This is a genomic window from Pseudomonas azotoformans, assembly GCF_900103345.1.
GTDB lineage: Bacteria > Pseudomonadota > Gammaproteobacteria > Pseudomonadales > Pseudomonadaceae > Aquipseudomonas > Aquipseudomonas azotoformans.
Window position 1 is genome coordinate 2,894,528 of sequence record NZ_LT629702.1, and the last position, 18,254, is coordinate 2,912,781.

The 18,254-nt window shown below is 61.5% G+C and carries 16 protein-coding genes and 1 pseudogene; 7 read left to right on the plus strand and 10 right to left on the minus strand.

The features are described 5' to 3' along the window. Positions 1-7: 7 nt before the first annotated feature. From flgJ to BLR69_RS12855, 6 genes are all read right to left on the minus strand, one after another. Positions 8-1,279 (minus strand): flagellar assembly peptidoglycan hydrolase FlgJ, encoded by a 1,272-nt coding sequence (flgJ, locus tag BLR69_RS12830; protein WP_071493766.1) that lies wholly within the window; start codon positions 1,277-1,279, stop codon positions 8-10. A 4-nt stretch (positions 1,280-1,283) separates the two neighbouring features. Next, positions 1,284-2,372: a flagellar basal body P-ring protein FlgI gene (locus BLR69_RS12835; RefSeq protein ID WP_166794316.1), complete on the minus strand. Its 1,089-nt coding sequence runs from the start codon at positions 2,370-2,372 to the stop codon at positions 1,284-1,286. A 27-nt stretch (positions 2,373-2,399) separates the two neighbouring features. Then, complete coding sequence (flgH, locus tag BLR69_RS12840) at positions 2,400-3,095, minus strand: flagellar basal body L-ring protein FlgH (RefSeq protein ID WP_016976553.1); 696 nt, start codon at positions 3,093-3,095, stop codon at positions 2,400-2,402. 53 nt (positions 3,096-3,148) lie between these two features. After that, a complete protein-coding gene (gene flgG, locus BLR69_RS12845; RefSeq protein ID WP_025855853.1) occupies positions 3,149-3,934 on the minus strand; it encodes a flagellar basal-body rod protein FlgG in 786 nt (261 codons plus the stop codon). A gap of 58 nt (positions 3,935-3,992) precedes the next feature. Then, positions 3,993-4,733 carry a flagellar basal body rod protein FlgF gene (locus tag BLR69_RS12850; RefSeq protein ID WP_071493768.1) on the minus strand — a complete coding sequence of 247 codons (741 nt, stop codon included), beginning with the start codon at positions 4,731-4,733 and terminating at the stop codon, positions 3,993-3,995. Between the two features lie 327 nt (positions 4,734-5,060). Beyond that, positions 5,061-6,623, minus strand: coding sequence for a sigma-54-dependent transcriptional regulator (locus BLR69_RS12855; protein WP_071493769.1), 1,563 nt, complete (start codon positions 6,621-6,623; stop codon positions 5,061-5,063). 257 nt (positions 6,624-6,880) lie between these two features. Here BLR69_RS12855 and phhA point away from each other — a divergent pair, with 257 nt between their 5' ends. The 3 genes from phhA (at position 6,881) to BLR69_RS12870 (ending at position 9,319) form a co-directional block, all read left to right on the plus strand. After that, the gene (gene phhA / locus BLR69_RS12860) at positions 6,881-7,672 is read left to right on the plus strand and encodes a phenylalanine 4-monooxygenase (protein ID WP_071493770.1); all 792 of its coding nucleotides are present in this window, start codon (positions 6,881-6,883) and stop codon (positions 7,670-7,672) included. Positions 7,673-7,769: 97 nt separating this feature from the next. Next, positions 7,770-8,126, plus strand: coding sequence for a 4a-hydroxytetrahydrobiopterin dehydratase (locus tag BLR69_RS12865; protein WP_010208721.1), 357 nt, complete (start codon positions 7,770-7,772; stop codon positions 8,124-8,126). Continuing rightward, the gene (locus BLR69_RS12870; RefSeq protein ID WP_071493771.1) at positions 8,126-9,319 is read left to right on the plus strand and encodes an amino acid aminotransferase; all 1,194 of its coding nucleotides are present in this window, start codon (positions 8,126-8,128) and stop codon (positions 9,317-9,319) included. The genes BLR69_RS12865 and BLR69_RS12870 overlap by 1 nt, the downstream gene beginning before the upstream one ends. Positions 9,320-9,444: 125 nt before the next feature. Here BLR69_RS12870 and BLR69_RS12875 read toward each other — a convergent pair whose 3' ends face one another. Next, positions 9,445-10,254, minus strand: a complete 810-nt coding sequence (locus BLR69_RS12875) for a UDP-2,3-diacylglucosamine diphosphatase (RefSeq protein ID WP_071493772.1) — start codon at positions 10,252-10,254, stop codon at positions 9,445-9,447. Between the two features lie 137 nt (positions 10,255-10,391). Here BLR69_RS12875 and BLR69_RS12880 point away from each other — a divergent pair, with 137 nt between their 5' ends. The 3 genes and pseudogenes from BLR69_RS12880 to BLR69_RS12890 all read left to right on the plus strand — a co-directional run bounded on the left by BLR69_RS12880 (position 10,392) and on the right by BLR69_RS12890 (position 12,538). Next, entirely contained in the window at positions 10,392-11,141 is a 750-nt protein-coding gene (locus BLR69_RS12880; RefSeq protein WP_071493773.1) for an AraC family transcriptional regulator, read from the plus strand. A gap of 99 nt (positions 11,142-11,240) precedes the next feature. Then, the gene (locus tag BLR69_RS12885) at positions 11,241-12,125 is read left to right on the plus strand and encodes a DMT family transporter (protein WP_071493774.1); all 885 of its coding nucleotides are present in this window, start codon (positions 11,241-11,243) and stop codon (positions 12,123-12,125) included. A gap of 132 nt (positions 12,126-12,257) precedes the next feature. Then, positions 12,258-12,538, plus strand: a pseudogene (locus tag BLR69_RS12890) (hypothetical protein). 45 nt (positions 12,539-12,583) lie between these two features. Here the strand turns inward: BLR69_RS12890 and BLR69_RS12895 are convergent. Next, the gene (locus BLR69_RS12895; protein WP_058424930.1) at positions 12,584-12,871 is read right to left on the minus strand and encodes a SelT/SelW/SelH family protein; all 288 of its coding nucleotides are present in this window, start codon (positions 12,869-12,871) and stop codon (positions 12,584-12,586) included. An 84-nt stretch (positions 12,872-12,955) separates the two neighbouring features. Between BLR69_RS12895 and BLR69_RS12900 the strand changes: the two genes are divergently transcribed. Beyond that, positions 12,956-15,145 carry a patatin-like phospholipase family protein gene (locus BLR69_RS12900; protein WP_071493776.1) on the plus strand — a complete coding sequence of 730 codons (2,190 nt, stop codon included), beginning with the start codon at positions 12,956-12,958 and terminating at the stop codon, positions 15,143-15,145. Positions 15,146-15,358: 213 nt separating this feature from the next. On the opposite strand, the gene BLR69_RS12905 is transcribed toward BLR69_RS12900, so the two are convergent. Beyond that, positions 15,359-15,793, minus strand: coding sequence for a MarR family transcriptional regulator (locus tag BLR69_RS12905; RefSeq protein ID WP_058424932.1), 435 nt, complete (start codon positions 15,791-15,793; stop codon positions 15,359-15,361). Between the two features lie 121 nt (positions 15,794-15,914). Beyond that, positions 15,915-18,041, minus strand: coding sequence for a DNA helicase RecQ (gene recQ, locus BLR69_RS12910; protein WP_071493777.1), 2,127 nt, complete (start codon positions 18,039-18,041; stop codon positions 15,915-15,917). Between the last annotated feature and the right edge of the window lie 213 nt (positions 18,042-18,254).

Below are 18,254 nucleotides of genomic sequence, written 5' to 3' on the forward strand. Positions count from 1 at the left end.
TCAGACCTTATAAATGTGTGGTTGCGCCAGCGGCAGCGTAGTTCTGGTAACTGTCCATCGTTTTGGCGATCTGCGAAATCTTGCTGGCATAGGCCGGGTCGGTGGCGTAACCGGCTTTTTGCAACTCGCGGACAAACTGTTCCGGGTTGTCGGCCGATTTGATGACTTCTTTATAGCGATCATTGCTTTGCAGCAATGTCACCAGGTCATGGAAGCTGTCCTGGTAGGAGTTGTAGGAACGGAACTGCGCCGTTTCCTTGACCATCGCCCCATCGCGGAACTCGCTGGTGATCGCACGGGCCTGGCCGCCCTGCCAACTCTGGCCGGCCTTGATGCCGAACAGGTTGTGGCTGCTGCTGCCGTCTTCGGCGCGCATCACCGATTTACCCCAACCGGTTTCCAGGGCGGCCTGGGCCACCAGGTACTTCGGATCGACACCGATGCGCGCAGCGGCCGCCTTGGCCATCGGCAACATGGTGGCGACAAATTCATCCTGCGAACTGAAGGCTTTCTTAGCCGGCGCCAACGGTGGCTGGGCCACGGCGCGACCGTAGACCTGCATGCGCCCGCTCGGCACGGCGAAGGTGCGCGCGCTGCTGTTGATCACATTATCGTCGGCCACGCTGTTACGCAGCGGCGCGCTCTTGGCATCAATCGCGACAGGTGCGTTCGGCACGATGCCAGCCAGCAGGCGATCGGTCAGTTTGCTCGGCAAGGCGATCCGACGCTGGTTCATCAATTCCATGTCATTGCTGTGGGACGCCGCAGCGCCAGCCTGAGGCTCAGCAACACGGTAAGCCCACAGCGGACGCTGGCCATTGGAGCGGCCCAGCGGCCCTTCGGCCTGGGTGCCTGCCGCAATCTCGGTCGGCACATCGACTTTCTTCTCAGGCGTGGTGCCTGCCGGGCCCTGCAAGGTGGCGGCCTGGGCCTCTACCGGTTTGTTCTTCTGCATCTGGCGCATCAGCACGTCGGCCAGGCCGATACCCCCGCCTTCACGGGACATGGAGACGGCCAGCTGCTGGTCGTACATTTCCTGGTACTGCTTGGCCGCCGGCGTATTCATCGGGTTGTCTTTACCCAGCGCCTCGGTGGCCGAACGCATGGACTTGAGCATCTCGCTCAGGAACAACGATTCGAACTCCTGCGCGACCTTGCGCATGTTGCCTTCGCTGTTCTTGTCGGCACCGACCTTGAGCTGGTTAAGCCGGTTCAGGTCGGAATAAGACCCCGAGTCCGCCGTGCTGCTGATCCCGCTCTTGCGCATATCCATGGCCATGGCCTCAGATCACGATAAGGTCGGCTTGCAAGGCGCCGGCCTGTTTCAATGCTTCAAGGATCGCCATCAAGTCGCCGGGCGCTGCGCCCACCTGGTTCACCGCGCGGACAATCTCATCCAGGGTGGTGCCGGGGCCGAACTTGAACATCGGCTTGGCTTCTTGCTGGGCATTCACCCGCGAACGCGGCACCACCGCCGTCTGGCCGTTGGACAAAGGCCCTGGCTGGCTGACGATCGGGTCTTCGGTGATGGTCACGGTCAGGCTGCCGTGGGTCACGGCGGCCGGCGAGACCTTGACGTTCTGGCCGATCACGATGGTGCCGGTGCGCGAGTTGATGATGACTTTGGCCACGGCCTGACCCGGGTCGACTTCAAGGTTTTCCAGGATCGACAAGTAGTCGACACGCTGGCTCGGATCCAGCGGCGCCGTCACGCGGATCGAGCCGCCGTCGATGGCCTGGGCCACGCCTGGGCCGAGCATGTCGTTGATCTTGTCGACCACGCGCTTGGCGGTGGTGAAGTCGGAGCGGTTGAGGTTCAGGGTCAGGCTGTTGCCTTGGTTGAAACCACTCGGCACCGTACGTTCAACCGTGGCGCCACCCGGGATACGCCCGGCCGACGGCACGTTGACGGTGATCTTCGAGCCGTCGCGACCTTCGGCGTCAAACCCGCCCACCACCAGGTTGCCCTGGGCGATGGCGTAGACGTTGCCGTCGATACCCTTCAGCGGCGTCATCAGCAAGGTGCCGCCGCGCAGGCTTTTCGAGTTACCAATGGACGACACGGTGATATCCACCACCTGGCCCGGCTTGGAGAACGCTGGCAGGTCGGCGCTGATCGACACCGCCGCGACGTTCTTCAACTGCACGTTGCCCGAGCCCGCCGGCACTTTGATGCCAAACTGCGAGAGCATGTTGTTGAAGGTCTGCAGGGTGAACGGGGTCTGGGTGGTCTGGTCACCCGTACCGTTGAGCCCCACCACCAGGCCGTAGCCGATCAACTGGTTGGAACGCACGCCGGAGATGCTGGCGATGTCCTTCAGGCGTTCGGCCTGGGCGGCTGCGCTCAGGCACAACAAGAGCGCGGCGGCCATCAGCTGTTTGAAGTTCAAAGTGGCCACCTAGAAAGGGAACAGCGGGCTAAGGAAGAAACGGTCGAACCAGCCCGGCTGACTCGCATCAGCAAACGAACCCGTACCCGAGTAAGTAATGCGCGCATCGGCAATGCGTGTCGACGGCACGGTGTTGTCAGTGGAGATGTCATCGGCGCGGACCATGCCGGCAATGCGCACCAGCTCATCGCCGGTGTTGAGGGTCATCCACTTTTCACCGCGAATGGCGATGATGCCGTTGGGCAATACATCGGCCACGGTCACGGTAATCGAACCGGTCAGGCTGTTGCCCTGCCCCGCCGCGCTCTTGCCATTTGTGGCACGGTCGCCGCTGTAGCCGGCGCTCAGGCTCAAGTCACCACTGCCCAATGGGTTGTTGGTGTTAGGCACTGCGCCAAACAACGAGGTCAGGCCGATACCGGTCTTGCTGGTCTTGCCCACCTGGGAGTTGGCGTTCTTGCTGGCCTGGGTCTTCTCGTTCAGGGTGATGGTGATGATGTCACCGACCCGGAACGCCTTGCGGTCGCTGTACAGGTTCTGTTCAAAACCGGCCTGGTAGATCGAGCCATTGTTGGCAGCCGCCGGCAACGGCGTGCGTGGCAACACCGGCGCGTAGTACGGGTCATTGGGTTTTGGCGTCGGGGCGACACAGCCCGCGAGCACGGCAATCCCACTCAATGCCAGAACAGAAACATAGCGATTCATGACCCTTACCTCACGGTGTTGCAGGCGCCCTCAAGAGCGCCCCATAGACTTGATTACAGATTCTGCGTTACGAACGAAAGCATCTGGTCGGCGGTGGAGATCACCTTGGAGTTCATCTCGTAGGCGCGCTGGGTGGTGATCATGTTGACCATCTCCTCAACCGTGCTCACGTTGGAGGTTTCCAGGGTGCTTTGCAGCGTGGTGCCGAAACCGTTCAGGCCAGGGGTGCCGATTTGCGGCGCGCCGCTGGAGGCGGTTTCCAGGAACAGGTTGTTGCCCATGGCTTGCAGGCCGGCCGGGTTGATGAAGTCAGCGGTCTGCAGGTTGCCGATCACTTGCGACGCGGGGTTGCCGGCCACGGTGATCGACACGGTGCCGTCGTTGCCGACGGTGAAGGTCTTGGCGTCGGCTGGAACGATCACGGCCGGCTCTAGGGCGAAACCGTTGGCGGTCACGATCTGGCCGTTAGAGTCCAGGTGGAAAGTACCGTCACGGGTGTAGGAAGTTGTCCCGTCCGGTTGCAGGATCTGGAAGAAACCGCGGCCGTTGATGGCCATGTCCAGCGGCTGGCCGGTTTGCTGCAGGTTACCGGCGCTGAAGTTCTTCTGGGTGCCGACGATCTGCACACCGGTACCCAATTGCAGGCCCGACGGCAGTTCGCTGTCCTGGGTCGACTGGGCGCCTGGCTGCTTCTTGATCTGATAGAGCAAGTCCTGGAACTCGGCACGGTCACGTTTGAACCCCGTGGTCGACACGTTGGCCAGGTTGTTGGAAATGGTGGTCAGGTTGGTGTCCTGGGCGGACAGGCCTGTTTTGGCAACCCATAGAGCCGGAAGCATGCTGTTCTCCTTCGTGCGCCTGTTTGTTGGCGCTGCGCCGCAAAATTAGTGTGTTGGATCAGCTCATCTGCATGACGCGCGTCATGGCCTGATCGTCTTCTTTAGCGCTGTTCATCATCTTGATGTGCAGCTCGAACTGCTTGGAAAGCGCCAGCACCGCAGTCATTTCTTCCACGGCATTGACGTTGCTCGCCTGCAGGAAGCCCGAGGTCAGCTTGACGTTCGCGTCGGCCTGGGCTGGCTGGCCATCCTTGGTATGGATGGTGCCGTCGAGGCCCTTATTCATGCTCTTCAGGTCCGGCTGGACCAGCTTGATGCGGTCCACTTCAGCCATCACCCGCGGGCCTTCGCCCATGGCACGGATACTGATGGTGCCGTCGGAACCCACTTCGATTTTCTGCTGGGGCGGCACGGCAATCGGACCACCATTGCCCATGATCGGCATACCGTTGCCGGCACGCAGCACGCCCAATGCATCGACGTTCATGCTGGCGCTGCGTACGTAGGCTTCGCTGCCATCAGGGGTCTGCACGGCCATCCAGCCGTCGCCGTTGACGGCCACGTCCAAGTCACGACCGGTCTCGATCATTGCGCCAGGGGTGAAGTCGGTGGCCGGACGCTCAGTCATGGCAAACGCCCGCGCCGGAAAGCTGTCGCCGAACACCGGCATCGAACGCGCCTGCTCCAGGTCACGTTGGAAACCATTGGTGGAAATGTTCGCCAGGTTGTTGGCATGGGCCTTCTGCGCCAGAGCATTCTGGCTGGCGCCGGTCATTGCCACATAAAGGTACTTGTCCACGCTTCTTCCTCTTTCTGACGGACGCTTGCCGCCCACCGCTGTACTGATGAGGCTTAAGCAATTTGCGAACCAACTTTTGAAAAGAGCGAGAAGTGCAGGCTGCGCGGGGGTTTGCCGTGAGGTGGGGTGATTTCAGGGTTGAGCGTGAGTCGAAAAAACGGCGGACTACTGCCGCCTGCGGCAAACACATGTCTGGAAAACGGCGAAGATCCAATGTGGGAGCGGGCTTGCTCGCGAATGCGGTGGTTCACTCACTCATGTGTTGAATGACACACCGCATTCGCGAGCAAGCCCGCTCCCACATTTTGACCGCGTAGTGTCCGCGAATTATTTATCGCTCTTCAGGATTTCGTAATCGCGCAGTTTATTGGCGATGGTGGTGTGGGATACCCCCAGTCGCTTACCCAACTGCCGGCTGCTGGAATGCTCAGCGTACAAGGCTTCCAACACCGCCTTCTCAAACCGCCCGACAATGTCTTCCAGGCCACCTTCCAGGGAGAAGTCGCCAAGCGGCTGACGCACGCCATAATCGGGCAAGCGGATATGCTCAACCTTGACCATACCGCCGTCGCACAACGACACCGCCTGGAACAGCACGTTTTCCAACTGCCGCACGTTGCCTGGCCAGTGGTAGTGACTCAGACGCTCCATCGCGGCGGGCGCCAACTTGGGCAGCGGGCAACCGATCTGGCGGCTGGCCTGGTCGAGAAAGTGCTCGACCAAGGGTGCCAGGCCATCCAGGCATTCGCGCAATGGAGGGATATGCAGGGACAGCACATTGAGGCGGTGGTAGAGGTCCTGGCGGAATTCACCACGGGCGCACAGCTCGGACAAGTCCACCTGGGTGGCGCAAATCACGCGCACGTCGAGGTACACCTCTTCATCACTGCCGACGCGACGGAAGCAGCCGTCCTGCAAAAAGCGCAGCAGTTTCACCTGCAAGCGCGCACTCATTTCCCCCACACCGTCGAGAAACAACGTACCGCCCGCCGTCAGCTCCAGCAGCCCCAGTTTGCCTTCAGCCCGTGCGCCCTCAAACGCGCCAGGGCCGTAGCCGAACAACTCGGTCTCGGCCATCGACTCAGGCAGGCCGGCGCAGTTGAGCGCCATCAACGGTGATTGCCCTCGCGGGCTGGCCAAGTGGCAGGCACGCGCCAGCAGCTCTTTACCGGTACCGGTTTCGCCTTCTATTAATAGAGGCGCATCGAGCGGCGCCATGCGTCGGGCTTCGCGCACTACGGCGGCCATGACTTTGGAGCTCTGGAAGATACTGTCAAAGCCGCGCAGCTCCTGCTTGCGCACGTTGTAGATGCGCTCACCGACGCGGTCGGCGCGGTGCAGGGTCAGCACAGCACCGGCCATGGCCTCGCTGTCGTCATGCTCGGAGGATTGCAGCGGTGCGATGTCCGCCAGAAACACGTCGCCCTTGACCTTGACCCGCAGGCCGTTGATCCGCGACTTGCTCGCGCGCACCAACTCCGGCAAGTCAAAGTCCTCGGCGTAGCGCGACAACGGCATGCCCGGCACCTCATCCACCCGCACCCCGAGCAACTGCGCCGCGGCGCGGTTGGCGGCGACAATGGAACCGCCCATGTCGATGGACAACACCGGAAACTCCAGGGCACCCAGCAGTGCATTGAGCTCCATATGCCGGCGCTCGCTGGGCATCAGCCCTACCCTCTTTACGCCAAACACCCCGGCAATCGCCTCGAATTGCGGGCGCAGCGCCTGGAACTGCATGTTCACCAGGTTCGGGCAGTACAGGTAGATGGCGTTGCCATGCTCCCCACCGACCTCGCCCTTGGCGACGTTGACGCCGTATTCCACCAGCAGGTTGAGGATGTCCCGCAGGATGCCGATGCGGTTCTGGCAGTGCACTTTGATACGCATGAAGAGGCCCGAAAAGTGGGGAGGCGCCGCGTCTTTTTGTCGCTGGGCGCAGATAGTCGTCAAGATTATGTGACAGCGACAGCGACTTTCCCAGCCCAATGCAACGGTCAACCTAACAAGCGTAACGAATACTTTACGAAAAATGGTAAGTTTTCCTACATCCGTCGGTTTTAGACAGATGGAATCTGGCTTCTCACGGGTTATCAATAGGCTCATCGCAGGACATAACAAGAACGAATGCCTAGCAGGAGAGCCGTATGAAGCAGACGCAGTACGTGGCACGCGAGCCCGACGCGCAAGGTTTTATCCACTACTCACCGGAAGAACATGCGGTGTGGAACACCCTGATCACTCGCCAGTTGAAAGTGATCGAGGGTCGCGCCTGCCAGGAATACCTGGACGGCATCGACAAGCTCGGCCTGCCACACGATCGCATCCCGCAACTGGGCGAAATCAACCAGGTGCTGGCCGAGACCACCGGTTGGCAAGTCGCCCGCGTGCCGGCGCTGATCCCCTTCCAGACCTTCTTCGAATTGCTCGCCAGCAAACAGTTTCCGGTGGCGACCTTTATTCGTACCCGCGAAGAACTGGATTACCTGCAAGAGCCGGATATCTTCCACGAGATTTTCGGCCACTGCCCGCTGTTGACCAACCCCTGGTTCGCCGAATTCACCCACACCTACGGCAAGCTCGGCCTGGCGGCCACCAAGGAGCAACGGGTGTACCTGGCGCGCCTGTACTGGATGACCATCGAATTCGGCCTGGTGGACACGCCCGCTGGCCGGCGTATCTACGGTGGCGGCATTCTGTCGTCGCCCAAAGAGACCGTGTACAGCCTGTCGTCCGAGCCCGAACACCAGGTGTTCGACCCGTTGGAAGCCATGCGCACGCCGTACCGCATCGACATCCTGCAACCGCTGTACTTCGTGCTGCCCAATCTGAAGCGCCTGTTTGAAGTGGCGCAGGAAGACATCATGGGCATGGTCGAGCGCGGCATGCAGTTGGGTCTCCACGCGCCGAAGTTTCCACCGAAACCCAAAGCGGCTTGAACCTTACATCTTCAGGCCAGGTGAGTCTGTTCCCTGGCCCCGCGTTGCTTTAGGGTGACGCTACTGATCTTCAAACACTCGAATTCAGGACACCATCATGACCACCTTGAACCAAGCCCACTGCGAAGCCTGCCGCGCCGATGCCCCGCAAGTCAGCGACGAAGAACTGCCGGTATTGCTCAAGCAGATCCCTGACTGGAACATCGAAGTCCGCGACGGCGTGATGCAACTGGAAAAGGTTTTCCTGTTCAAGAACTTCAAGTTCGCCCTGGCCTTCACCAACGCCATGGGGGAAATCTCCGAAGCCGAAGGCCATCACCCAGGCCTGCTCACCGAGTGGGGCAAGGTCACCGTGACCTGGTGGAGCCACTCCATCAAGGGCCTGCACCGCAACGACTTCATCATGGCCGCACGCACCGACGAAGTGGCCAAGGACGCCGAGGGCCGCAAGTAATGCACTTCGATACCATTGGCCGCGTGCCCGGCGACCCGATCCTCGGGCTGATGGACCTGTACGCCCAGGACGCCAACCCGAACAAATTCGACCTGGGCGTGGGCGTCTATAAAGATGACCAGGGCCTGACGCCGATTCCACACTCGGTGAAGCTGGCCGAGCAACGCCTGGTGGACACGCAAACCACCAAGACCTACATCGGCGGCCACGGCAATGCCGCGTTCGGCAAGCTGATCAGCGAACTGGTGCTCGGCGCCGACTCCCCGCTGCTGCGCGACCGTCGTGCCGGCGCCACCCAGACCCCAGGCGGCACCGGTGCCCTGCGTTTGAGCGCCGATTTTATCGCGCAGAACCTGCCGGGCCGTGGCGTATGGCTGAGTAACCCGACCTGGCCGATCCACGAAACCATCTTCGCCAAGGCCGGGATCCCGGTCAGCCATTACCCGTACGTGGGCGCTGACAATCGCCTGGACGTGGCGGCAATGCTCGCCACCTTGTCCAGCGTGCCCCAAGGCGATGTCGTGCTGCTGCACGCCTGCTGCCACAACCCGACCGGTTTCGACCTGTCCCAGGATGACTGGCGCCAGGTGCTGCAGATCGTGCGCGAGCGCCAGTTGCTGCCGCTGATCGACTTCGCCTACCAGGGCTTTGGCGATGGCCTGGAGCAAGACGCCTGGGCGGTGCGGCTATTTGCGGCCGAGTTGCCGGAAGTGCTGGTCACCAGCTCCTGCTCGAAAAACTTCGGCTTGTACAGCGACCGTGTCGGCGCGCTGATCGTCTGCGCGCCGGATGCCGAGAAACTGACAGACGTGCGCAGCCAACTGGCGAACACGGCGCGCAACCTGTGGTCGACGCCGCCGGACCATGGTGCCGCAGTGGTGGCGACCATCCTCGGCGATGCAGGACTGAAAAAGCAGTGGAGCGACGAGGTTGAAGCCATGCGTTCGCGGATCGCACACCTGCGCTCCGGCTTGGTGGAGGCGTTGGCGCCCCATGGCTTGTCAGAGCGGTTTGCGCATATCGGTGCACAGCGCGGGATGTTTTCCTATACCGGCTTGAGCGCCGAGCAGGTGAAGCAACTGCGTGAAAAGCACAGTGTGTATATGGTGAGTTCTGGCCGGGCGAATGTGGCAGGGATTGATGCCACGCGGTTGGCCTTGCTGGCCAAGGCCATCGCCAACGTCTCCAACTGACGAAACTCAATCTAAATGTGGGAGCGGGCTTGCTCGCGAATGCGGTGTATCAGTCACTATAGTTGTCGGCTGTCACTGCGCATTCGCGAGCAAGCCCGCTCCCACATTTTGGACCGAGTCCGACGCTAGCCAGCAACCATCTCAGCCTTGAGCTGTGCTTCCTTGGCCTGCGCATCCGCCAACCGATACAACTCGATACTCCCATCCCAGTGCTCGATCAACGCCGTGCATGACTCCACCCAATCCCCGCAATTGAGGTAATCCACCTCGCCCACCTTGCGAATCTCCGCATGGTGAATATGCCCGCACACCACTCCATGCAACTCGCGTTTGGTCACCTCGTGGGCGATGGCTTCTTCGAAATCGCTGATGAAGTTCACCGCCGTCTTGACCTTGTGCTTGAGGTACGCCGACAGCGACCAATAGCCATAGCCATAGCGCGCCCGCCAGTGATTGAGCCAGCGGTTGAGTGTGAGGGTGAATTCGTAGGCCGAATCGCCGAGGAACGCCAGCCAGCGGTGATAGCGGGTGATTACGTCGAACTGGTCACCGTGGATCACCAACAGATGGCGGCCATCGGCAGTCACGTGGATGGCTTCGTCCACCAGCTGGATATTGCCCAGGATCAGCTTGGAATAACGGCGCAGGAATTCGTCATGGTTACCGGTGACATAGATGACCTCGGTGCCGCGCTTGGCCATGGTCAGCAGGCGACGGATCACGTTGGTGTGGGCCTGGGGCCAATACATGCCGCCACGCAGTTTCCAGCCGTCGATGATGTCGCCGACCAGGTAGACCTTGTCGGCGTGATAGCCCTTGAGAAATTGCGACAGATGCTCAGCCTGGCAATCCCGGGTGCCCAGGTGCACATCGGAAATCCACAGGGTACGCACCCGTTGCTTGCGGCTGGGCTTGGTGAACTCGGCACTGGTCATGGGCATCCCTCGACGGTGTTTTCGCGAGCTTGCGCCCTGGCGATTAATAGCCCATGACAACTGTGCGTCAGTCTGATGACAGCGCCTGCCGGCCGCAAAGCGTTGTAGACTGCCGGCTTGCCGCCCCGGAGATCACTATGGGACCCGCCCTCACCCTGCGCCATTACCTCGAAGCGCCCCTCGCCCACAGCCATGACCATGCGCAGTTGGTGTTCGGCCTGTCCGGGCACCTGGACCTGGAAGTCGATGGGCGTGGCAGCCAGGTCCGCGAAAGCAGCGTGATGGTGCTGCCTTTCTCGGCCCACCATGCGTGCGGCAGCCGTGATGGCAGCCGCTGCCTGGTGCTGGATGTGCCTACCGAGCATTGGGTGCTGCAATCGCTGGGCGAACATGCCGACGCCAGCCGCCGCCTGCTCGACCAACCGTCGCGGCTGGCCCTGGATACGCGGCAGAGCCAGTTGGTGCAATGGCTGGCGCAAAGCCCGGTGCATGACCCGCTGATCGTCCAGCAAGGCGCGGTGCTGTTGCTGGCCAGCCTCAATCATCCCCAGGCCCAACCCCTGCCGGGACGGCGCCTGCCGTACGCGGCGTTCAATGCGCACATCGAGCGCCACCTTGCGCACCCGCTGCAGGTGGCGGACCTGGCGCGCATCGCCGACCTGTCGGTGGCACGTTTACACGCACGCTTTATCGCCGAATGCGGGCAAACGCCGATGGACTACATCCGCAGCCGTCGCCTGCAGATGGCCTTGGACCTGCTGCGCAAAACGCCGCTGGCCATCGGTGAAGTCGCCGATCGCGTCGGCTACACCTCGCAAAGCGCCTTTGCCGCCGCGATGCTGCGTGAGTTCGGCGCGTCACCGGGGGCATTGCGCCGCAACGCGTAGGAAGAGTCCTGCGATAAAAAACGCGAGCCGCACGACAGACATCCGCACCGGCGACCCACTAGACTGCGCACTTGCCACCCGCTTGTCTCAAGGATCGCAATGACTCCCCGCTCAGCCCTCGGCGCCCTGCATATCGGCGCATTGATGTTTGGCCTTACCGGCGTATTCGGCAAACTCGCGGCCGCTTCGCCGGCCATCATCGTGTTTGGTCGCGCGGTGTTTGCCGTGGTGGCCCTTGCGGTGTTTGCCCGGTTCGCCAGCAACACGGCATGGAAGACACTGGAACTGCGCGACTGGCGCCGGCTGCTGGTGAGCGGCGTGTTGCTGGCAGCGCACTGGGTGACCTTCTTTATCGCCGTCAAGGTGGCCGGCGTGGCCGTCGCGACACTGGGCTTCACCGCGTTCCCGGCGTTTACCGTGATCCTCGAAGGGTTGATTTTCCGCGAGCGGATCCGCCCCAACGAAATCGTGCTGGTGGTGCTGGTCAGCATCGGGCTGGTGCTGGTCACCCCAGACTTCAACCTCGCCAGCGAAGCCACTGGCGGCTTGCTCTGGGGGATCGCCTCGGGGCTGCTGTTTTCGCTGCTTTCATTGAACAACCGCGCCAGCTCCGGCCGCATCCCCGCAGTGCAGGCGGCGTTGTGCCAGAACGTGGTGGTCGCTGTTTGCCTGTTGCCGGTGGCGGCACCAGGGCTGACCGAGGTACGGGCAATCGACTGGCTGTGGATCGGTTTGCTCGGCGTGTTCTGTACAGGCCTGGCCCACAGCCTGTTTGTCGCCAGCCTCGCGGTGATCAAGGCACGCACCGCCTCGGTGGTGTTCGCCATGGAGCCGGTCTACGGCATCACCGCCGCCTGGCTGCTGTTTGCCGAAACGCCGACGCTGCGCATGCTGCTGGGTGGCGCGCTGATCATCGTCGCCATTGTGCTGTCGGGGTTGATGGGCAGCGCCAGCCAGGCTAAACAGCCCACTGCAACGGCCTGATCTATACTTTAAACATCCGCAACAGTCAGCAGTCGTTCAACGGATAACCGACAGCTCGACGACAGCCAGGGTGTGTTCTGAAGTTGCTGCAAGCGAGTGGTCACAACCTCAACGCGATGCGGGAGCTTTAACATGGAAATGCTCATCAGCTTATTGGTACAGATCATCAGCGGGGCGGTCGGCGGCAACGTCGCCGGCATGACCAAACAGAGCCTCGGGACCGGGCTCAATACACTGATCGGTGGTGTCGGCGGACTGGTGTTGGGCCAGGTCGTCGCGGCATTCACGGGCACCTCGGGCGGTGAAGCGCTGGATGTGGCGGCAGTTGGCAGCAACATTGTGGGGGTGGTATAGGTGGCCTCGTACTGACGTGGCTGATTGGCTTCATCAAACACAAGATGGCCGCCAAATAGGGCTGCGCTAGAGGGTCACCGCCCCTAATAATAAGGCGGTGACTTTCACTGCGTACGGTCGTTGTGCCCCAGGTCACGTTGCGGGTCGATCCGGTCGCGCACGCGCTGCTTTAGCACCTTGGCTTCGGGGAAACCACCGTCCGCCTTGCGCTCCCAGATCTGCACGCCATCACAGGTGATGCGAAACGCGCCGCCGGTGGCCGGCTCCAGCGACACTTTGCCCAGGTCATCGGCAAATGTACTCAACAGTTCCTGCGCCAGCCACGCGGCGCGCAGCAGCCACTGGCACTGGGTGCAATAGGTGATGACGATCTCGGGTTTGCTTGTGGACATAACTTGAGAAGCTCCTGGCATAACGGGCTCGGCGGATCGAGTGGCTATAATACCGGCCTTTATCGCCCAGCCCCGAGATTCCTGATGCGCCGCCTGCTGTCCTGCCTGTTGCTGTGCCTGTTCCCTCTGCTTGCCGACGCCATTGAAGCGCCACGCCCGAAAATCGGCCTGGTGCTGTCCGGCGGCGCCGCCCGTGGCCTGGCCCATATCGGCGTGCTCAAGGCGCTGGAAGAGCAAGGTATCCAGATCGACGCGATTGCCGGCACCAGCATGGGCGCGGTGATCGGCGGACTGTATGCGTCGGGCTACAAGATCGATGAGCTGGAAAAACTGGCGCTGAGTATCGACTGGCAACAGGCCTTGTCTGACGCACCGCCCCGGGAAGACGTACCATTCCGACGCAAGCAGGACGACCGGGACTTCCTGGTCAAGCAGAAACTCAGCTTCCGCGACGACGGCAGCCTGGGCCTGCCACTGGGTGTGATCCAGGGCCAGAACCTGGCGCTGCTGCTGGAAAGCATGTTCGCCCACACCAGCAACACGCGTAACTTCGACAAGTTGCCCATCCCCTTCAGGGCGGTGGCGACCGACATCACCACCGGCGAGAAGGTGGTGTTTCGCAAGGGCCACCTGCCCCAGGTGATCCGCGCCAGCATGTCGATCCCGGCGGTATTCGCCCCGGTGGAACTGGACGGCCGGCTGCTGGTGGACGGCGGCATGACCGACAACATCCCGCTGGATGTGGCGCGGGAGATGGGCGTGGACATCGCCATTGTCGTGGACATCGGCACCCCGCTGCGTTCGCGCAAGCAACTGGCCACGGTGGTGGATGTGCTCAACCAGTCCATCACCCTGATGACCCGACGCAATTCCGAAGAACAACTCAAGGACCTGCACCCCAAGGACGTTCTGATCCAGCCGCCCCTCGCCGCCTATGGCGTGACCGACTTCGGCCGCGCCAAGGACATGATCGACGCCGGCTACCGCGCCACCCGTGCCCTTGACGCACGCCTGGCTCACCTGCGCCCCGCCGAGCCGGTCGACCCGCAATTGGTGGCCGCCCGCACACCGGGCGAACGCACCCCGGTGATCACCGCGATCAGCGTAGAGAACGATTCGAAAGTCAGCGACGACGTGATCCGCTACTACATTCGCCAGCCCCTGGGCGAACCACTCAACCTGGGGCGCCTGCAAACCGACATGGGCACCCTGTACGGCCTGGATTATTTCGAGCAGGTGCAATACCGCGTGGTCAAGAAGGGCCAGGACAACACCCTGGTGATCAGCGCGCGGGGCAAGCGCAGCGGCACCGATTACCTGCGCCTGGGCCTGAACTTGTCGGATGACATGCGCGGCGACAGCGCCTTTAATCTCGGCGCCAGCTACCGCATGAATGGCATCAACCGTCTTGGCGCAGAATGGCTGACGCGGGTGCAGATCGGTGACCGCCAGGAACTGTACAGCGAGTTCTACCAGCCGATGGACACCGGCTCGCGCTACTTTGTCGCACCGTACATCAGGGCACAGGCGCAGAACGTCGAGCTGACCCTGGACAACGACCCGGTCTCCGAATACCGCTTGGAGCGCTACGGTTTCGGCTTGAACGTCGGGCGGCAGATCGGCAGCAGCGGCGAGATCCGCTTCGGCGTCGGCGAAGCCTGGGGCAAGGCGGATGTGCGTATCGGCGACCGGGATTCGCCCAGTGTGAGTTTCAGCGAAGGGTTCTATGAGTTGAAATACTCCTTCGACTCCCTGGACAACGTTTACTTCCCCCACAGCGGCGAAGACATCGGCCTGGCCTTGCGCGAATTCGAACCGGGGCTGGGCTCGGACCAGCGCTACCGCCAATGGGAATTCAAGCTCGACAAGGCCATGAGCCACGGCCCGGACACCCTGGTGCTGGGTGGACGCTACGGGCGCACCCTGGATGATTCGGATGTGGTGATTTCCAGCTTCCTGCTGGGGGGCGCGCGGCAGCTCTCAGGCTTCCGCCAGGATGCGATCTCGGGGCAGAACATCAGCCTGATGCGGGCGGTGTATTACCGCAGGCTCACGCCTCGCTCGTACTTGCCGCTGGATTTCCCGTTGTACCTGGGTGCGTCACTGGAACGCGGCCGGGCGTGGAACAACGACAACGAATTCGACAGCGGCTACATCAATGCGGCGAGTATCTTCCTGGGGTTCGATACGCCGTTGGGGCCGCTGAATTTCAGCTATGGGTTCAACGATGATAACCAGAAGGCGGTGTATCTGAACCTGGGGCAGACGTTTTAGCGTCTTGCACAGAACCCGATTGTGTAGAGCGGCGCTGTTGTGGCGAGCGGGCTTGCCCCGCGCTGGGCTGCGCAGCGGCCCCAAAAACAGACGACTGATTTCTGACTGAAAAAACGCGGTGACTTTAGTGGGGCTGCTTCGCAGCCCAACGCGGGGCAAGCCCGCTCACCACAACAGCCCTACTTACCACAGTAAGCCAGCACAGTGGTTTCTTCAGGACTTTTCCAGATTCGCCAGGATGTGCCCATGCACGCGCATGCACACGCTCAAGTCGGCTTCGTCTACCCCCACAAACAGTTCGTGGCGCAGGGCGGTGGCGATGGTTTCGATTTGTTCGATCAGTGGCCGGGCGGTATCACACAGCACGATGCGCTTGGCACGACGGTCTTCCACCACGGCCTGGCGTTGCACCAGGCCTTGGCCTTCGAGGCTGTCCAGCAGGCGAGCCAGTGTCGGCCCTTCGACGCCAACGCTTTGCGCCAGCTCGCGCTGGGTGGGTGCTTCTTCAAAACGAGCCAAGTGCAGCAGAACCAGCCAGCGCGCCTGGGATAAACCAAGCCCCGCCAAACGGCGGTCCAGCTCGGCGCGCCACCCACGGGACATTTGCGCCAGCTGCATGCCAAAACGATGTTGATCGGTTAACGACATAAAAAACTCATTATTTAGACTGAAAATAAAGTATGGCTAATTATTAGTCAGCTAAGCATGAGCCATGTCACTAGGCAAGAGGTGCTATGTACTGATTCGTTACATTGTCGTAATTGGCACATTAAATTTCGAATTCGGACTGCAAAGCCGCCCGCACGCAGTACAAAACCCCCTCTGGAACACGCCCGGTGAACAGCGGCGCAATCTCTGCGACCGGTGGCAATTCGCCCTCTCCGTCGAGGAACGCATCCTGGATTTCGCCGAGCAGATCCTCCGGCAAATCAAGGGCTTGCTCCAACGACAATTGCTGCTTGCCGATGGATTCGGCAAGCAAGGTGTAAACGTTTTTTTCCGAACATTGCAGCTGACCGGCGATCTGCATCGGGGTCATGCCAGCGCGTGCCAGGCTGATCAGTTCGTGGCGGATATCGGCGACTTCCTTCGGCGCTTCGGCCTGGCCGCCGAGCACTTCGAGGAACGCCTGGCCGTAACGCTCCAACTTGCGCGCACCCACGCCGCTGACCCGCGCCATCTCGGCCATGGTGGTAGGTTGTTCGCGCAACATTTCCAACAGGGTCGAGTCGGGGAAAATGACGTATGGCGGCACACTGTGTTCCTGCGCCAGTTTGCGCCGCAAGGTGCGCAAGGCTTCCCACTGCTCGCGCTCCTCAAAGCGCACCAGTTGGCTGGCCTGACTGGTGCTGGTCTTGGCGGTGGTCTGCGGCTTGAGGTCGCGGCGCAACTCCAGGCTGACCTCGCCCTTGAGCAACGGCCGGCAACTGTCATTCAAGCGCAGGCCGCCAAAACCTTCGATATCGATGTCCACCAACCCACGTGCGACCATCTGGCGGAACAGCGAGCGCCATTCACCTTCAGCGCGGGCCTTGCCGACACCGTAGACCGAGAGTTTTTCGTGGCCAAAGCTGCGGACTTTCTCGTTGTCCTTGCCCAGCAAGACATCCACCAAGTGGCCCACGCCATAACGCTGGCCGGTGCGGTAGATAGCGGACAAGCCCTGGCGCGCCGGCTCGGTGGCATCCCAGGTCTGCACGCCATCGACGCAGTTATCGCAATGACCGCATGGTTCGGGCATGTCTTCATCGAAATATGCCAGCAGGGTCTGGCGCCGGCAGCGGGTTTCCTCACACAGCGAGAGCATCGCGTCAAGTTTGTGCTGCTCCAGGCGCTTGTGACGCTCGTCGCCTTCGGAGTTCTGCAGCATCTGCTTGAGCATCACCACGTCCTGCAGGCCATAGACCATCCAGGCATCCGCCGGCAGGCCATCACGGCCGGCGCGACCGGTTTCCTGGTAGTACGCCTCGAGGGATTTGGGCAAGTCCATATGCGCAACGAAGCGTACGTTGGATTTATCGATGCCCATGCCGAACGCGATGGTGGCCACCATGATCAGGCCTTCCTCGTTGAGGAAGCGCTTCTGGTGCGCCGAACGCGTTTCGTTGGGCAGGCCGGCATGGTACGGCAACGCCGGGTAGCCTTGCTCGCAGAGGAATGCGGCGACTTCATCGACCTTCTTGCGCGACAGGCAATAAACGATGCCCGCATCGCTGCGCCGCTCGGAGAGGAACGCCAGCAACTGCTTGCGCGGCTGTTCCTTGGGCACGATGCGATAGAAGATATTCGGTCGGTCGAAGCTTGAGAGGAAGCGCTCGGCGTTCTGCAGATGCAGGCGCTCGACGATTTCTTCGCGGGTGCGCTTGTCGGCAGTCGCGGTCAACGCAATGCGCGGCACATCGGGAAACAGCTCCGCCAACTGGCCGAGTTGCAGGTATTCACGCCGGAAGTCATGGCCCCATTGCGATACGCAGTGGGCTTCGTCGATGGCGAACAAGGCTATTTCCAGGCCCTGCAAAAAAGCCAGCATGCGTGGCTGCACCAGGCGCTCAGGCGCCAGGTAGAGCATCTTCACTTCACCGCGCTTGATCCGCGCCGCCAGGTCGCGCTGCTGCTCGGCACTGAGGGTGGAATTCAATGACGCTGCTGCAACCCCGAGTTCTTCGAGGGTGGCGACCTGATCGTCCATCAACGCGATCAGCGGCGATACCACCACCGCCAGGCCATTGCGCAACAGCGCAGGCACCTGGAAGCACAATGACTTGCCGCCACCGGTAGGCATCAGGACCAGTGCGTCACCGCCACTGGCCACGCGCTCAATGATCGCACCCTGGCGGCCACGAAAACTGTCGTAGCCGAAGATGTCCTTGAGGACGCGTTGAGCCTGCTCGAGCATGTAAAACTCCAAAATGGTGCCGAAATCCCTCTGTACAGGCTGGCCGAAAAAACACGCTTTCACGGGAAATAATCCGTAAGCGAAGTTTTCGCGGGCTGGCGCTTGGCCTGCAAGGGCATCACAAAACGCGGCAGTATACCCGAGCGATCCCCGGCAAAGGGCATCACTGACGAATAGTAAAAACCGGGCATCCCTCCAGAAACGCTGAGAAAT

What these genes read in the sequence shown, in the direction of transcription:
- flgJ (WP_071493766.1), bottom strand. Translation starts at nt 1,279, where the DNA reads ATGGCCATGGATATGCGCAAGAGCGGGATCAGCAGCACGGCGGACTCG.
- BLR69_RS12835 (WP_166794316.1), bottom strand. Translation starts at nt 2,372, where the DNA reads ATGGCCGCCGCGCTCTTGTTGTGCCTGAGCGCAGCCGCCCAGGCCGAA.
- flgH (WP_016976553.1), bottom strand. Translation starts at nt 3,095, where the DNA reads ATGAATCGCTATGTTTCTGTTCTGGCATTGAGTGGGATTGCCGTGCTC.
- flgG (WP_025855853.1), bottom strand. Translation starts at nt 3,934, where the DNA reads ATGCTTCCGGCTCTATGGGTTGCCAAAACAGGCCTGTCCGCCCAGGAC.
- BLR69_RS12855 (WP_071493769.1), bottom strand. Translation starts at nt 6,623, where the DNA reads ATGCGTATCAAAGTGCACTGCCAGAACCGCATCGGCATCCTGCGGGAC.
- phhA (WP_071493770.1), top strand. Translation starts at nt 6,881, where the DNA reads ATGAAGCAGACGCAGTACGTGGCACGCGAGCCCGACGCGCAAGGTTTT.
- BLR69_RS12865 (WP_010208721.1), top strand. Translation starts at nt 7,770, where the DNA reads ATGACCACCTTGAACCAAGCCCACTGCGAAGCCTGCCGCGCCGATGCC.
- BLR69_RS12870 (WP_071493771.1), top strand. Translation starts at nt 8,126, where the DNA reads ATGCACTTCGATACCATTGGCCGCGTGCCCGGCGACCCGATCCTCGGG.
- BLR69_RS12875 (WP_071493772.1), bottom strand. Translation starts at nt 10,254, where the DNA reads ATGACCAGTGCCGAGTTCACCAAGCCCAGCCGCAAGCAACGGGTGCGT.
- BLR69_RS12880 (WP_071493773.1), top strand. Translation starts at nt 10,392, where the DNA reads ATGGGACCCGCCCTCACCCTGCGCCATTACCTCGAAGCGCCCCTCGCC.
- BLR69_RS12885 (WP_071493774.1), top strand. Translation starts at nt 11,241, where the DNA reads ATGACTCCCCGCTCAGCCCTCGGCGCCCTGCATATCGGCGCATTGATG.
- BLR69_RS12895 (WP_058424930.1), bottom strand. Translation starts at nt 12,871, where the DNA reads ATGTCCACAAGCAAACCCGAGATCGTCATCACCTATTGCACCCAGTGC.
- BLR69_RS12900 (WP_071493776.1), top strand. Translation starts at nt 12,956, where the DNA reads ATGCGCCGCCTGCTGTCCTGCCTGTTGCTGTGCCTGTTCCCTCTGCTT.
- BLR69_RS12905 (WP_058424932.1), bottom strand. Translation starts at nt 15,793, where the DNA reads ATGTCGTTAACCGATCAACATCGTTTTGGCATGCAGCTGGCGCAAATG.
- recQ (WP_071493777.1), bottom strand. Translation starts at nt 18,041, where the DNA reads ATGCTCGAGCAGGCTCAACGCGTCCTCAAGGACATCTTCGGCTACGAC.